The sequence below is a fragment of the Verrucosispora sioxanthis genome (assembly GCF_010560025.1).
Classification (GTDB): Bacteria; Actinomycetota; Actinomycetes; order Mycobacteriales; family Micromonosporaceae; genus Micromonospora; species Micromonospora palythoicola.
This window is the reverse complement of record NZ_SAIY01000001.1, coordinates 58,864-73,785: the sequence shown is the minus strand read 5'-3', so window position 1 is coordinate 73,785 and position 14,922 is coordinate 58,864. Positions and strand designations below refer to the sequence as shown.

Sequence of the window (14,922 nt, the reverse complement as noted above, 5' to 3'; positions counted from 1 at the left end):
GCAGATGCCGGCGCGCCGCAAGGCGCGTAAGCGCGCGTTGGACGTGCTCTTCGAGGCCGACCTGCGTGATCGTCCGCCGGTCGAGGTGCTGGCCGGCTACGTCGAGCGGATCGTGAAGCCGCGCCCCGACCACCTGGGGTACGCGGTCGGCCTGGTCGAGGGGGTGGCCGGGCATCTGGACCGGATCGACGAGCTGATCTCCAGCTACGCCGAGGGCTGGACGCTCGACCGGATGCCGGTGGTCGACCGTAACCTCGCCCGGATCGCGGTCTACGAGCTGCTCTACCTGGACGAGATCGACGACGCGGTGGCGATCAGCGAGGCGGTGGAGTTGGCGCGGCAGATGTCGACCGACGACTCGCCGCGCTTCCTCAACGGTCTGCTCGGCCGAATCGCGGAGTACGCCACCCGCTGAGGTGGGCAGCGGTCCCCGGTGACTGCCGGCACCTGCGACGACAGCGACGAAAGGGGCCCGTGCCGGACGGCACGGGCCCTTGTCGCGGGGTCGATCTCAGGAGGCGAAGAATGCCCGTGGGTCGGCGACCAGTACGCCGTGCTCGGTCAGCCGCTCGATCAGGCCGGACGGCGAGGCGTCGTAGACGATCGCGAGGGCGCGCAGGTCGTCGGCGCGAATCGACAGCACCCGGCCGTTGTAGTCCCCGCGCTGCTGCTGGATGGCGCGCGCGTACCGGGCCACGTAGGCGAGGTCCTCGCTGGCCTCGTCGTAGAGACGCTCCAGGTCCAGAACGATCTTGCTGGTGGGTTCGTGTCGTACCCCGCTGCCGTCGGGCAGCAACTCCGAGACCGGAACGCGGTAGAACTCGGCCAGCTCGGCCAGTCGGGACACCGTGACGGCCCGGTCGCCGCGCTCGTACGAGCCGACCACGACCGCCTTCCATCGCCCGTTCGACTTCTCCTCCACCCCCTGCAGGGACAGGCCCTGCTGCTGGCGGATGGAGCGCAGGCGGGCGCCCAGAGACTTGGCGTATTCAGAGGGCATTCGGACACTCCCAGTGCTGCTCGGGTTCTCCCAGCGATTCGCTACGGAGCGTGACGGTACGGGGATTCGTACACCTGGTCAAGTGGTCGCGATCTTCCCATGGTGCACTCCGGGTGACTTGTCCGGTTTCGTCTCGCTGACTGGCCAGTCAGCCAACGTCGACGGGGATACGCCGTCGTACCTGGTGCCCGCGCGTCGAGGCGGCGACGACCACTGGTAACGTTGCCCAAGCCCCTCCGCCGGCCGCTCCTCGGCCGGCCGGGAGGTTCCGACGTCCTTTAACGACCCGTCCCGTGAGGCGGGGAAGGAGGTCCGCTGTGGCCTACCCACCGGCTGCCCGGTCGTCGCCGCCGCGACAACCCTCGGTGAAGGTGATCCTGACCAGCGCCGACCTGCACCGCGTGGTCGATCGCATCGCTCACCAGATCCTCGAGAAGACCCAGGGTGCGGCCGACACCGTGTTGCTCGGCATCCCCACCCGGGGTGCCCCGCTCGCCGACCGCCTCGCCGCCCGGATCAGTTCCTTCGAGGGCATCTCCGTGCCGGTCGGCGTGCTCGACATCACTCTCTACCGCGACGACCTGCGCCGACACGCCACCCGCGCGGTCGGCCCGACCCAGTTGCCGGCCGGTGGCATCGACGGCAAACGGGTGATCCTCGTCGATGACGTCCTCTTCTCCGGCCGGACCGTCCGGGCCGCCCTCGACGCGCTCGGCGACCTGGGGCGGCCCGCCTCGGTGCAACTCGCCGTGCTCGTCGACCGGGGACACCGGCAGCTACCGATCCGCGCCGACTACGTCGGCAAGAACATCCCGACGGCGCTCGCCGAGAACGTCAAGGTGACGCTGGCCGAGACCGACGGCGCGGACGAGGTCCGGCTCCACGGCGAGGAGACCCCCTCATGATCAGGCACCTGCTCTCCGGCGCGGACCTCGACGCCGACACCGCCACCCAGATCCTGGACACCGCCGCCGAGATGGCCGCGGTGGCCGGTCGTGAGGTCAAGAAGCTGCCCGCCTTGCGCGGCCGGACCGTGGTCAACCTCTTCTACGAGGACTCGACCCGTACCCGGATCTCGTTCGAGGCGGCGGCCAAGCGGCTCAGCGCCGATGTGATCAACTTTTCGGCGAAGGGTTCCAGCGTCGCCAAGGGCGAGAGCCTGAAGGACACCGCGTTGACCCTGCAGGCGATGGGGGCCGACGCGGTGGTGGTTCGCCACCCCGCCTCGGGTGCCCCGCACCGCCTCGCCGACTGGGTCGACGGTTCGGTGGTCAACGCCGGCGACGGCACCCACGAGCATCCCACCCAGGCGTTGCTCGACGCGTACACGATGCGGTCCCGGCTGGGACGGCTGGCCGGCCTGTCGGTGGCGGTGGTCGGCGACGTGCTGCACTCCCGGGTGGCGCGCTCCAACGTGTTGCTGCTGTCCACCCTCGGTGCCAAGGTGACGCTGGTCGGACCGCCCACGCTGATCCCGGTCGACATCGCCGCCGCCCTCGCCCCCGGTACCGACGTCTGCTACGACCTCGACGCGGTGCTGCCCACCTCGGACGTGGTGATGATGCTGCGGGTGCAGCGCGAGCGGATGAACGACTCCTACTTTCCGTCCGCCCGTGAGTACGCCCGCCGTTACGGACTGGACGGTCCGCGGATGGGCCGACTGCCCGAGCACGCCATCGTCATGCACCCCGGCCCGATGAACCGGGGCATGGAGATCACGCCGGAGGTCGCGGACTCGCCCCGCTCCACCATCGTCGAACAGGTCGCCAACGGTGTCTCCGTCCGGATGGCCGTCCTCTACCTGCTGCTCGGGGGGAACAACCGGTGAGCGCGAGGAGTGAGCCGGTTCTGCGAGCCCCGCAGTCGCGAACGAAGGAAGCACAGTGAACTCGTACCTGATCAGGAACGTCAGCGTCCTCGGCGCCGCACCGACCGACCTGCTGATCCGCGACGGTGTCGTCGCCGAGACCGGCGCGGGCCTCGCCGCGCCCGACGCCACGCTGGTCGACGCCGAGGGGCTGGTCGCCCTGCCCGGCCTGGTCGACCTGCACACCCACCTGCGCGAGCCCGGCCGGGAGGACGCCGAGACCGTCAAGACCGGTTCCCGGGCGGCGGCGCTCGGCGGCTACACCGCGGTCTGCGCGATGGCGAACACCTCGCCGGTGGCCGACACCGCGGGCGTGGTGGAACAGGTGTGGCGGCTCGGCCGCGAGGCCGGGCTGGTCGACGTGCAGCCGATCGGCGCGGTCACCGTCGGCCTGGCCGGCGAGCGGCTGGCCGAACTCGGCGCGATGGCCGACTCGGCGGCCCGGGTGCGGATCTTCTCCGACGACGGCCACTGCGTCGCCGACCCCCGGCTGATGCGTCGGGCGCTGGAGTACGTGAAGGCCTTCGACGGCATCATCGCCCAGCACGCCGAGGAGCCCCGGCTCACCGAGGGCGCACAGATGCACGAGGGTGAGGTCTCCACCCGGCTGGGTCTGACCGGTTGGCCGGCGGTCGCCGAGGAGGCGATCATCGCCCGGGACGTGCTGCTGGCCGAGCACGTGGGCAGCCGGCTGCACGTCTGCCACGTCTCCACCGCCGGCAGCGTCGAGGTGCTGCGCCACGCCAAGGCCCGGGGGGTACGCGTCACCGCCGAGGTGACCCCGCACCACCTGCTGCTCACCGACGCGCGTGCCGAGACCTACGACCCTGTCTTCAAGGTCAACCCGCCGCTGCGCACCGCCACCGACATCGCCGCGCTGCGGGCCGCCCTGGTCGACGGAGTGATCGACATCATCGCCACCGACCACGCCCCGCACGCCGTCGAGGACAAGGAGTGCGAGTGGGCGTACGCTCGGCCGGGCATGCTCGGGCTGGAGACGGCGCTGTCCATCGCGCTCGACGTGCTGGGTCCGCGGTGGGACCTGATCGCCGAGCGGATGTCCCGTACCCCGGCCCGGATCGCCGGGCTCACCGAACACGGCCACGACCCGGCCCCCGGCGCGCCGGCCACCCTGACCCTGGTCGACCCGGCGGCCCGCCGGGTGATCGAGCCGGCGGAACTGGCCAGCCGTAGCCGCAACACCCCGTACGCCCGGATGACGCTGCCGGGTCGCATCGTGGCGACCTTCCTGCGTGGCGAGGCGACGGTTCTGGACGGAAAGGCAGTCAAGTGATCCGAGCGAGGAGCGCAGCGCAGCGGAGCACCGCAGTCCGGATCGGAGGAACGGCATGAGTCGTAGGCGTCCAGCGATTCTCGTCCTGGAGGACGGGCGCACCTTCCACGGTGAGGCGTACGGCAGTGTCGGGGAGACCTTCGGCGAGGCGGTCTTCAACACCGGGATGACCGGTTACCAGGAGACGCTCACCGACCCGTCGTACCACCGTCAAGTGGTGGTGCAGACCGCACCGCACATCGGCAACACCGGCGTCAACACCTCCGACGACGAGTCGCGTCGGATCTGGGTGGCCGGCTACGTGGTGCGTGACCCGGCCCGGGTCAGCTCCAACTGGCGGGCCACCGGCGGACTGGAGGACCGGCTGGCCACCGAGGGGGTGGTCGGCATCAGCGGCGTCGACACCCGGGCGCTGACCCGCCACCTGCGCGAACGCGGCGCGATGCGGGTGGGCATCTCCAGTGTCGAGGACGACCCGCAGGCGCTGCTCGACCGGGTCCGCCGGTCGCCGCAGATGCTCGGCGCGGACCTCTCCGCCGAGGTGACCACCGCGACGCCGTACGTGGTCGACGCCGAGGGCGAGCACCGGTTCACGGTGGCCGCGCTCGACCTGGGCATCAAGCGCAATGTGCCGCGGCGGCTCGCCGCGCGTGGCGTGACCACCCACGTGCTGCCGGCCCACTCGACGATCGAGGACCTGCTGGCCACCGGCGCCGATGCGGTCTTCTTCTCACCGGGCCCCGGCGACCCGGCGACCGCCGACGCTCCGGTCGCCCTGGCGCGGGAGGTGATGCGCCGCGAGGTGCCGCTGTTCGGCATCTGCTTCGGCAGCCAGATCCTCGGCCGGGCGCTCGGCTTCGGCACCTACAAGCTCGGCTACGGCCACCGGGGCATCAACCAGCCCGTGCTCGACCGGGCCACCGGCAAGGTGGAGGTGACCAGCCACAACCACGGCTTCGCCGTCGAGGTTCCGGGTGTCCGGGCCGGGGCGGTCGTGCCGGACCAGGTGATCGACACCGAGTTCGGTGGCGTCGAGGTGTCGCACGTCTGCCTCAACGACAACGTGGTCGAGGGGCTGCGGGCGCGCCACGTGCCCGCCTTCACCGTTCAGTACCACCCGGAGGCGGCGGCCGGCCCGCACGACGCGGACTATCTCTTCGACCGCTTCGCCGAGCTGATCTACGGCCGGGCTCTCAGTGGGGGACGTACCAATGCCTAAGCGGACCGATCTCAAGCACATCCTGGTGATCGGGTCGGGACCGATCGTCATCGGACAGGCCTGCGAGTTCGACTACTCGGGGACGCAGGCGTGCCGGGTGCTGCGTGCCGAGGGAATCCGGGTCAGCTTGGTCAACTCCAACCCGGCCACCATCATGACCGACCCGGAGTTCGCCGACGCCACCTACGTCGAGCCGATCACTCCGGAGTTCGTCGAGCTGGTCATCGCCAAGGAACGCCCGGACGCGGTACTGCCCACCCTGGGCGGGCAGACCGCCCTGAACACCGCCGTGGCTCTGCACGAGGCCGGGGTGCTGGAGAAGTACGGCGTCGAGCTGATCGGCGCGAACATCGACGCGATCCGGCGCGGCGAGGACCGGCAGCTGTTCAAGGAGATCGTGGCGAAGGCCGGCGTGCGCCTCGGCGTGGCCGACCCGGCGGCGCTGGTACCACGTTCGCGGGTCTGCCACTCGATGGACGAGGTCCGGGAGACCGTCGCCGAGCTGGGCCTGCCGGTGGTGATCCGGCCGTCGTTCACCATGGGCGGCCTCGGCTCGGGGATGGCGCACACCGACGCGGACCTGGACCGCATCGCGGGCACCGGCCTGGCCGCCAGCCCGGTGCACGAGGTGCTCATCGAGGAGAGCGTGCTCGGCTGGAAGGAGTACGAGCTCGAACTCATGCGGGACCGCCACGACAACGTGGTGGTGGTCTGCTCGATCGAGAACCTGGACCCGATGGGCGTGCACACCGGTGACAGCGTCACCGTGGCACCGGCCATGACGCTCACCGACCGGGAGTACCAGCACCTACGCGACCTGGGCATCGCGGTGCTGCGGGAGGTCGGCGTGGACACCGGGGGCTGCAACATCCAGTTCGCGGTGAACCCGGCCGACGGTCGCATCGTCGTCATCGAGATGAACCCGCGGGTGTCCCGCTCATCGGCGCTGGCGTCGAAGGCGACCGGCTTCCCGATCGCGAAGATCGCCGCGAAGCTGGCCATCGGCTACACCCTCGACGAGATCCCCAACGACATCACCCGCAAGACGCCGGCCGCGTTCGAGCCGACGCTCGACTACGTGGTGGTGAAGATCCCCCGGTTCGCGTTCGAGAAGTTCCCCGGCGCGGACCCGGAGCTGACCACCACGATGAAGTCGGTCGGCGAGGCGATGAGCCTCGGGCGCAACTTCACCGAGGCGCTGAACAAGGCCATGCGCTCGATGGAAACCAAGGCTTCCGGCTTCTGGACCGTGCCGGACCCGCAGGGCGCCACCAGGGAGAACACCCTCGCCGCGTTGGGTATGCCGCACGACGGGCGGCTCTACACGGTGGAGCGGGCGTTGCGACTGGGCGCCTCGATCGCCGAGGTCAGCGCCGCGTCCGGCGGCATCGACCCGTGGTTCCTGGACCAGATCGCCGCCCTTGTCGAGCTGCGTGCCGAGATCGTGGCGGCACCGGTGCTGGACGCGGAGCTGCTGCGTCGGGCGAAGCGGGCCGGCCTGTCCGACCGGCAGCTGGCCGCGCTGCGCCCCGAGCTGGCCGCCGAGGACGGGGTACGGAAGCTGCGGCACCGCCTCGGCATCCGGCCGGTCTACAAGACGGTGGACACCTGCGCCGCCGAGTTCGAGGCCATGACTCCCTACCACTACTCCTCGTACGACGCGGAGACCGAGGTGGTCGGCTCGGTGCGGCCCAAGGTGCTGATCCTGGGCTCCGGGCCGAACCGGATCGGACAGGGCATCGAGTTCGACTACTCCTGCGTGCACGCGGTTCAGGCGCTGCGCAGCGCCCCGATCGGCATGGCCGCTGCGTCCGCTTCCGGCGCCGCAGGCGCCGGTTTCGAGACCGTGATGGTCAACTGCAACCCGGAGACCGTCTCCACCGACTACGACACCGCGGACCGGCTCTACTTCGAGCCGCTGACCTTCGAGGACGTGCTGGAGGTCTGGCACGCGGAGGACTCCTCCGGCCGGGCGGCCGGCGGGCCGGGCGTGGTCGGCGTGATCGTGCAGCTGGGCGGGCAGACGCCGCTCGGGCTGGCCCAGCGACTCAAGGACGCCGGAGTGCCGGTGGTGGGTACCTCCCCGGAGTCGATCCACCTGGCCGAGGAGCGGGGCGCCTTCGGGTCGCTGCTGGCCCGGGCCGGCCTGCGCGCGCCGGCGCACGGCACCGCCACCTCGTACGACGAGGCGAAGGAGATCGCCGACGAGATCGGCTATCCGGTGCTGGTCCGGCCGTCGTACGTGCTCGGCGGTCGCGGCATGGAGATCGTGTACGACGACGCCACGCTGCGCGACTACATCGGCCGGGCCACCGACATCTCGCCCGACCACCCGGTGCTCGTCGACAGTTTCCTCGACGACGCCATCGAGATCGACGTGGACGCGCTCTGCGACGCCGACGGCGAGGTCTACCTCGGCGGGATCATGGAGCACATCGAGGAGGCGGGCATCCACTCCGGCGACTCCTCCTGCGCCCTGCCCCCGATCACCCTGGCCAGTTCGCACGTGGCCCAGGTCCGCCGCTACACCGAGGCGATCGCCCGGGGCATCGGCGTACGGGGGCTGCTCAACGTGCAGTACGCGCTCAAGGACGACGCGCTGTACGTGCTGGAGGCCAACCCGCGCGCCTCGCGTACCGTGCCGTTCGTCTCGAAGGCCACGGCGGTGCCGCTGGCCAAGGCGGCGGCCCGGATCGCGCTCGGCGCGACCCTGGCCGAGTTGCGCGCCGAGGGCATGTTGCCGGCGACCGGGGACGGTGGTTCGCTGCCGCCGGACGCCCCGATCGCGGTGAAGGAGGCGGTGCTGCCCTTCAAGCGGTTCCGCACCCCGGCCGGCAAGGGCGTGGACTCGCTGCTCGGCCCGGAGATGAAGTCGACCGGCGAGGTGATGGGGATCGACATCGCCTTCGGGCAGGCCTTCGCCAAGTCGCAGTCGGCGGCGTACGGTTCGTTGCCGACCGAGGGCAGGATCTTCGTCTCGGTGGCCAACCGGGACAAGCGCGGCATGATCTTCCCGATCAAGCGGCTGGCCGATCTCGGCTTCGACATCGTCGCGACCAGCGGTACCGCCGAGGTGCTGCGCCGGCACGGCATCGCCTGTGAGCAGGTCCCGAAGCACTACGAGGCCGGCTCCGAGGACGACGCGGTGTCGCTGATCCTCGGCGGCCACGTCGCCCTGGTCGTCAACACGCCCCAGGGTTCCGGTGCCAGCGCCCGCTCCGACGGTTACGAGATCCGCAGTGCGGCGGTCACCGCCGACATCCCCTGCATCACCACCGTCCCCGGCGCCGCCGCCGCCGTCATGGGCATCGAGGCCCGAATCCGCGGCGACATGCAGGTACGCCCCCTCCAGTCCCTGCACGCCATCCTCCGGCCCACCCAGTGACCGCCCAGCTCTCGTTGATCATGAAGTTGTTGTCGGCCGCCTTGGCGTGTCGGGACAACAACTTCATGATCGACGCGTGGGTTCGGGGAGGGGGGGCGTGATCTTCGAGGGGACCGTGCGGCGGGGGTTGTTTCGGATCGGGGGCGGGGACGCGGAGGCGGCGCACGAGTTCACCCTGCGGCGGTTGGCCACGTTGTCCCGGATGCCGGTGGCGCTGGCGGCGGTGCGGGCCCGGTACGCGGTGGCGGCGCCGCGCACCGTGTTCGGAGTGCGGTTCGCCAATCCGGTCGGGCTGGCCGCCGGGATGGACAAGGACGGGGTGGCGCTGCCGGCGTGGCCGGCGCTGGGCTTCGGTTTCGTCGAGGTCGGCACGGTGACGGCGCGTCCGCAGCCGGGCAATCCCCGGCCCCGGCTGTTCCGGCTGGTCGACAGCGAGGCTGTGATCAACAGGATGGGTTTCAACAACGCCGGGGCGCAGGCGCTGGCGGACCGGCTCGCGGCGCTGCCACGTCCGCTCGGCGTACCGCTGGGCATCTCGCTGGGCAAGTCGAAGGTGACGGCCCTGGAGGACGCGGTGGAGGACTACCGGGAGTCCTACCGCGCGCTGCGCGATCACGGTGACTACTTCGCGGTCAACGTCTCCTCACCGAACACCCCGGGGCTGCGCGCGTTGCAGGACCGGGAGCACCTTGACGCGCTGCTGGCGGCGTTGGTGGGGGAGAAGCCGGTGCTGGTGAAGATCGCCCCCGACCTCACCGAGCCGGCCATCGCCGAGTTGCTCGAGGTGTGCCTGTCGCGAGGCGCCGCCGGAGTGATCGCCACGAACACCACCCTCGGACGGGACGGGCTGGCTCCGGCCGACCGGGGGCGCTCCGGCGAGGCCGGTGGGCTCTCCGGCCGTCCCCTGGCCGACCGGGCGCGGCAGGTGGTCGCCTTCGTGCACACCGAGACGGGCGGGCGACTGCCGGTGATCGGGGTGGGTGGCATCGTCGATCCCGACGACGCGACCCGGATGTTCGACGCCGGTGCCAGCCTGGTGCAGCTCTACACCGGCTTCATCTACCGTGGCCCGGCGCTGCCCCGCGCCGTCGCCCGCGCGGCCGCCGGTGCCGTACGTCCGGCCACGACCGGAGCCTGACGACACGGACACCACCTACTCACCACTGCCTTTGCTCTGCTTCACCCCACGCAACGGTTTCGGCGCAGCCGTCGTGCGTCCGGTGAAGCAGAGCAAAGGGGGGCACAAGGAGGGCTGATGACGCCGGAGGAGGTGCTTGCCGCCGACGCGGCGCACGTGTGGCATCCGTACGCGGCGTTGCCGCCGGCGGTGGCGCCGTACCTGGTGGACAGCGCCGAGGGGGTGCGGCTGCGGCTGGCCGACGGCCGTGAGCTGATCGACGGGATGTCCTCCTGGTGGGCGGCGATCCACGGCTACCGGCACCCGGTCCTGGACGCGGCCGTGGTCGACCAGGTGGGCCGGATGAGTCACGTCATGTTCGGCGGGCTGACCCACGCGCCGGCCGTGGAACTGGCTCGCACCCTGGTCGAGCTGACGCCCGACGGGCTGGAGCACGTGTTCCTGGCCGACTCCGGTTCGGTGAGTGTCGAGGTCGCCGTGAAGATGTGCCTGCAGTACCAGCGGGCCACCGGCCGGCCGCGGCGGCACCGGTTGGGCACGTGGCGGGGCGGGTACCACGGCGACACCTTCCATCCGATGAGCGTCTGCGACCCCGAGGGCGGCATGCACCACCTCTGGGGGGACGTGCTGCCGCGACAGGTCTTCGCCCCGGTACCGCCGGGCGGCTTCGACAGCCCGCCGGACCCGGCGTACGAGGCGGCGCTGATCGACGCGGTCGAGCGGCACGCCCACGAACTGGCCGCCGTGATCGTGGAGCCGGTGGTGCAGGGCGCGGGCGGGATGCGCTTCCACCATCCGCACTATCTGCGGGTGCTGCGCGAGGTGACCCGGGCACACGGAGTGCTGCTGATCTTCGACGAGATCGCCACCGGTTTCGGCCGTACCGGGACGATGTTCGCCGCCGAACACGCCGGAGTCACCCCGGACGTGCTCTGCGTCGGCAAGGCGCTCACCGGCGGCTACCTCACCCTGGCCGCGGCGCTGTGCACCGCCGAGGTCGCGCGGGGCATCCGCGCCGGCGGCGTGCTCGCGCACGGCCCGACGTTCATGGGCAACCCGCTCGCCTGCGCGGTCGCCAACGCGTCGCTGGGCCTGCTGCGGGCCGGGGACTGGTCCGGTCAGGTGGCGCGGCTCGATCGGGGGCTGCGGTCGGCTGACGCCGCTGCGCGGCGCGCCGGGCGTGGTGGACGTGCGCGTGCTCGGCGCCATCGGCGTGGTCGAACTGGACCACGAGGTGGATGTCGGCGCGGCCACGGCCGCCGCGGTGGCCCAGGGGGTGTGGCTGCGGCCGTTCCGGAACCTGGTCTACACGATGCCGCCGTACGTCACCACGGACGCCGACCTGGCGACCCTGGTGACGGGTGTCGCGGCAGCGATCGCGGTGGGCTGAGTAGGCGGTCGCCGACGCTCGGCTCGATTTGAGTAGCCGTGCTCGGCAGGTGCCGGGAATTGGAGTAACCCGGCCGGGGTTTGAACCGAGCCTGCTGAGTAGGCGTGAACGGTGCAAATCCGGCACAGCACGAGAGGAAGGTACTGGCTATGGAGAGCTTCGGCGCCCGGCTGCACCGGGCGATGCACGAGCGCGGCCCGCTCTGCGTGGGGATCGACCCACATCCGGCGTTGCTGGCGCAGTGGGGTCTTGGCGACGATGTGGCCGGGCTCGATCGATTCGCCCGGACCGTCGTGGACGCCCTTGGTGACCGGGTTGCGGTGGTCAAGCCCCAGTCGGCGTTCTTCGAGCGGTTCGGGTCTCAAGGGATGGCGGTCCTTGAGTCAACTATCCGACAGTTACGAAATCTCGGCTCGCTCGTTCTGCTCGACGCCAAGCGCGGCGACATCGGCTCGACGGTCCGCGCGTACGCGTCGGCCTACCTTGATCCATCCAGCCCCATGTATGTCGACGCGGTGACCGCGAGCCCCTTCCTGGGGGTCGGCTCGCTGGCGCCGATGTTCGAGCTGGCTGCCGAGCACGGCGGTGGCGTCTTCGTCCTGGCGCTCACCTCCAACCCCGAGGGTGCCTCGGTGCAGCGGGCGCGCAGCGCCGACGGACGAACCGTCGCGCAGACCGTTCTTGACGAGATTTCCCAGCTCAACGCGGGTGCTGAGCCGATCGGGAGCATCGGTGCCGTGATCGGCGCGACGGTCGGGAAGACCGACTGCGACCTCTCGGCGGTGAACGGCCCACTGCTCGCACCCGGCCTCGGCGCGCAGGGTGCCACGGCGGCGGATCTGCGGGTCGTCTTCGGCCCCGCGGTGCCGGCCGTGCTGCCCGCGTACTCCCGTGAGGTGCTGGGCGCCGGGCCCGATCCGGCGGCGTTGCGAGCCGCCGCGGACCGCGCCGTGGCCGAGTGTCGGGCGGTCCTGGCAATGTCGTGACTGACTGATGACTCGGTCACTTTGTGGTGATCATCGCGCGCCCACGTTGCCGAAAGCTCCGTTGACCGCTAGTTTTCCCCGCGCTGGGAACCCCTTGGTTCACAGCGACACCACGTTTCACAGATGCGGCGGCGCGTCCCGCCCGTCGCGATAGGGACCTGAGGAGAACTGGTGCCGCTCCCGTCACTGACCCCCGAGCAGCGCGCAGCCGCGCTGGAGAAGGCTGCGGAGATCCGCAAAGCCCGTGCCGAGCTGAAGGAGCAGCTCAAGCAGGGCAAGACCACCCTCGGAGCCGTTCTTGAGCGGGCCGAGTCCGACGATGTCGTCGGCAAGCTCAAGGTGTCGGCCGTGCTGCAGGCCATGCCGGGCATCGGCAAGATCCGGGCTACTCAAATCATGGAGAAGCTCAAGATTGCCGACAGCCGCCGGCTGCGTGGCCTCGGCGAGCAGCAGCGCAAGGCCCTGCTTGGGGAGTTCGCCGCCAACTGAGCACGACTGCGGGTAGAAACAAGCAGTGAGCTTGGATGACGAGGCGCGCCCGGCGGCTCGGCTCACTGTCCTGGCCGGCCCATCCGGTGCCGGCAGGGAGAGTGTCGTCGAGCTGATCCGGGCGCGTTCTCCGTCAGTGTGGACGCCGATCACGGTCACCACCCGGCCCCGCCGGAGCAGCGAACTGGACGGCGTCCACCGACACTTCGTCACGTCGGAGGAGTTCGACCGTCAGCTCGCCGAGGGCGAACTGCTGGAATGGAGCCGGCTCGGCGGGTACCGGCGCGGCACGGAGATCACCCCGCTGCGCCGCCGGCTCGCCGCCGGGCAGCCGGTGCTGCTCGCGTTGGACCTGGCCGGGGCGTTGCTGGTCCGGGCGGGGTGGCCGGGGGCGCGACTCGTCCTGCTCCATCCGCCCGGTCGGCTGCCGGGCCCGGCCGTGGTGGCGGCCGTCGACCTCAGCGTGTCGCACGACCGCATCGAGCGGGTCGTGGACGAACTGGTAGGATTCATCGGTTCTTCCTTCCTGGCTCCGGCCCGGCCGCGTCCGCGCGGTTGAGCGCCGGCACCGCGCGCACGCGCGGTCCGTGCGAAAGACGCAGAGGTTCATCCGTGGGATCCATCGCCAACCCCGAAGGCATCACCAACCCGCCGATCGACGAGCTCCTGGAGAAGACGACGTCGAAGTACGCGCTTGTCATCTTCGCGGCCAAGCGCGCCCGTCAGGTGAACGCCTACTACAGCCAGCTCGGTGAGGGCCTGCTGGAGTACGTCGGCCCGCTTGTCGAGACCACCCCCCAGGAGAAGCCGCTCTCCATCGCGATGCGCGAGATCAACTCGGGCCTGCTCACCGCAGAGCCGACCGACCAGCCGTAATCTCCCGCGCGTCGATGAACGCCCGGATCGTCCTCGGCGTCGGCGGCGGGATCGCCGCCTACAAGGCGTGCGAGTTGCTGCGCCTGTTCACCGAGTCGGGCCACCAGGTGCGGGTGGTGCCCACCGCGGCCGCGTTGCGCTTCGTCGGCGCGCCGACCTGGGCGGCGCTCTCCGGGCAACCGGTCGCCGAGGACGTCTGGTCCGACGTGCACGAGGTGCCGCACGTGCGCCTCGGTCAGCAGGCCGACCTGGTGGTGGTCGCGCCCGCCACCGCCGACCTGCTGGCCCGCGCGGCCCACGGCCTCGCCGACGACCTACTCAGCAACACCCTGCTCACCGCTCGCTGCCCGGTGCTGCTGGCGCCGGCCATGCACACCGAGATGTGGGAGCACCCCGCCACCGTCGCCAACGTCGCGACGCTACGGGCCCGAGGGGTCGGGTCGTCGAGCCGGCCGTGGGGCGACTCACCGGCGTCGACACCGGCAAGGGCCGGCTGCCGGAGCCGACGGAGATCTTCGCCGTCGCCCGCCGCGTCCTGGCCCGCGGCGTCGACGCGCCGGCCGACCTGACCGGCCGGCGGGTGGTGGTCACCGCCGGTGGCACCCGGGAACCGCTGGACCCGGTGCGCTTCCTGGGCAACAGGTCGTCCGGCAAGCAGGGCTACGCCTTCGCCCGGGCCGCCCTCGCCCGTGGTGCCCGGGTCACGCTGATCGCGGCCAACGTCGCACTGCCCGACCCGGCCGGTGCGGATCTGATCCGCGTGGGTACGACCGGGGAACTGCGGGAGGCCACGCTGAAGGCGGCGGTGGACGCCGACGTGGTGGTGATGGCGGCGGCTCCGGCCGATTTCCGCCCGGCGACGTACACGCCTGGCAAAATCAAGAAGTCGGACGACGGCACCGCACCCACCATCGAGCTCGTGACCAACCCGGACATCGCCGCCGAGCTGGGTCAGCGTCGTCGGCCGGAGCAGGTGCTGGTGGTGTTCGCCGCCGAGACCAGCGACGCCGAGGCCAACGGACGGGCCAAGCTGGCCCGTAAGCGGGCCGACCTCATCGTCATCAACGAGGTCGGGCCGGACAAGGTCTTCGGCGCCGAGACCAACGCGGCCACGGTCATCAGCGTGGACGGCTCGGTCAGCCGGATGCCCGAGCGGTCCAAGGAGGAGCTCGCCGACGGGGTGTGGGACCTGGTGGTCGCCCGGTTGGCCGGTAACTCCTCCTGACGGCTGGGCCCGAGACGACCGTGGACGATGCCGTCGACGGTTGGTGACTAGAC

At 71.1% G+C, this 14,922-nt stretch carries 12 protein-coding genes and 2 pseudogenes; 13 read left to right on the top strand and 1 reads right to left on the bottom strand.

Features of this window, described 5'->3' with window-relative positions; translation table 11 throughout:
- The first annotated feature begins 4 nt into the window (after positions 1 to 4).
- Positions 5 to 415 (top strand): transcription antitermination factor NusB, encoded by a 411-nt coding sequence (gene nusB / locus ENC19_RS00360; RefSeq protein ID WP_205809128.1) that lies wholly within the window; start codon positions 5 to 7, stop codon positions 413 to 415.
- A 96-nt stretch (positions 416 to 511) separates the two neighbouring features.
- Here the strand turns inward: nusB and bldD are convergent, their stop codons facing one another.
- Entirely contained in the window at positions 512 to 1,000 is a 489-nt protein-coding gene (bldD, locus tag ENC19_RS00355; protein WP_007458348.1) for a transcriptional regulator BldD, read from the bottom strand.
- 317 nt (positions 1,001 to 1,317) lie between these two features.
- Between bldD and pyrR the strand changes: the two genes are divergently transcribed.
- The 12 genes and pseudogenes from pyrR (at position 1,318) to coaBC (ending at position 14,869) form a co-directional block, all read left to right on the top strand.
- The gene (gene pyrR, locus ENC19_RS00350; RefSeq protein ID WP_164445171.1) at positions 1,318 to 1,905 is read left to right on the top strand and encodes a bifunctional pyr operon transcriptional regulator/uracil phosphoribosyltransferase PyrR; all 588 of its coding nucleotides are present in this window, start codon (positions 1,318 to 1,320) and stop codon (positions 1,903 to 1,905) included.
- Entirely contained in the window at positions 1,902 to 2,828 is a 927-nt protein-coding gene (locus ENC19_RS00345) for an aspartate carbamoyltransferase catalytic subunit (RefSeq protein WP_164445170.1), read from the top strand. Before pyrR ends, ENC19_RS00345 begins: the two co-directional genes overlap by 4 nt.
- Positions 2,829 to 2,883: 55 nt before the next feature.
- The gene (locus ENC19_RS00340) at positions 2,884 to 4,161 is read left to right on the top strand and encodes a dihydroorotase (protein WP_164445169.1); all 1,278 of its coding nucleotides are present in this window, start codon (positions 2,884 to 2,886) and stop codon (positions 4,159 to 4,161) included.
- A gap of 55 nt (positions 4,162 to 4,216) precedes the next feature.
- Positions 4,217 to 5,380: a glutamine-hydrolyzing carbamoyl-phosphate synthase small subunit gene (gene carA / locus ENC19_RS00335; protein WP_164445168.1), complete on the top strand. Its 1,164-nt coding sequence runs from the start codon at positions 4,217 to 4,219 to the stop codon at positions 5,378 to 5,380.
- Positions 5,373 to 8,765, top strand: coding sequence for a carbamoyl-phosphate synthase large subunit (carB, locus tag ENC19_RS00330; protein WP_164445167.1), 3,393 nt, complete (start codon positions 5,373 to 5,375; stop codon positions 8,763 to 8,765). The genes carA and carB overlap by 8 nt, the downstream gene beginning before the upstream one ends.
- A 97-nt stretch (positions 8,766 to 8,862) precedes the next feature.
- Positions 8,863 to 9,903 carry a quinone-dependent dihydroorotate dehydrogenase gene (locus ENC19_RS00325; protein ID WP_164445166.1) on the top strand — a complete coding sequence of 347 codons (1,041 nt, stop codon included), beginning with the start codon at positions 8,863 to 8,865 and terminating at the stop codon, positions 9,901 to 9,903.
- A gap of 117 nt (positions 9,904 to 10,020) precedes the next feature.
- Positions 10,021 to 11,293: pseudogene (locus ENC19_RS00320) on the top strand (adenosylmethionine--8-amino-7-oxononanoate transaminase).
- 149 nt (positions 11,294 to 11,442) lie between these two features.
- Positions 11,443 to 12,279 (top strand): orotidine-5'-phosphate decarboxylase, encoded by an 837-nt coding sequence (gene pyrF / locus ENC19_RS00315; RefSeq protein WP_164445165.1) that lies wholly within the window; start codon positions 11,443 to 11,445, stop codon positions 12,277 to 12,279.
- Between the two features lie 171 nt (positions 12,280 to 12,450).
- Positions 12,451 to 12,768 (top strand): integration host factor, actinobacterial type, encoded by a 318-nt coding sequence (gene mihF / locus ENC19_RS00310; protein ID WP_007458370.1) that lies wholly within the window; start codon positions 12,451 to 12,453, stop codon positions 12,766 to 12,768.
- Positions 12,769 to 12,793: 25 nt separating this feature from the next.
- Positions 12,794 to 13,327 (top strand): nucleoside/nucleotide kinase family protein, encoded by a 534-nt coding sequence (locus ENC19_RS00305; protein WP_164445164.1) that lies wholly within the window; start codon positions 12,794 to 12,796, stop codon positions 13,325 to 13,327.
- 53 nt (positions 13,328 to 13,380) lie between these two features.
- Positions 13,381 to 13,644 carry a DNA-directed RNA polymerase subunit omega gene (rpoZ, locus tag ENC19_RS00300; RefSeq protein WP_030335666.1) on the top strand — a complete coding sequence of 88 codons (264 nt, stop codon included), beginning with the start codon at positions 13,381 to 13,383 and terminating at the stop codon, positions 13,642 to 13,644.
- 14 nt (positions 13,645 to 13,658) lie between these two features.
- A pseudogene (gene coaBC / locus ENC19_RS00295) lies at positions 13,659 to 14,869 on the top strand (bifunctional phosphopantothenoylcysteine decarboxylase/phosphopantothenate--cysteine ligase CoaBC).
- Positions 14,870 to 14,922 lie beyond the last annotated feature (53 nt).

Excerpts from the sequence above, each read along its gene's own strand:
- ENC19_RS00345 (WP_164445170.1), top strand. The coding sequence starts at position 1,902 with ATGATCAGGCACCTGCTCTCCGGCGCGGACCTCGACGCCGACACCGCC.
- carB (WP_164445167.1), top strand. The coding sequence starts at position 5,373 with ATGCCTAAGCGGACCGATCTCAAGCACATCCTGGTGATCGGGTCGGGA.
- pyrF (WP_164445165.1), top strand. The coding sequence starts at position 11,443 with ATGGAGAGCTTCGGCGCCCGGCTGCACCGGGCGATGCACGAGCGCGGC.
- bldD (WP_007458348.1), bottom strand. The coding sequence starts at position 1,000 with ATGCCCTCTGAATACGCCAAGTCTCTGGGCGCCCGCCTGCGCTCCATC.
- nusB (WP_205809128.1), top strand. The coding sequence starts at position 5 with ATGCCGGCGCGCCGCAAGGCGCGTAAGCGCGCGTTGGACGTGCTCTTC.
- carA (WP_164445168.1), top strand. The coding sequence starts at position 4,217 with ATGAGTCGTAGGCGTCCAGCGATTCTCGTCCTGGAGGACGGGCGCACC.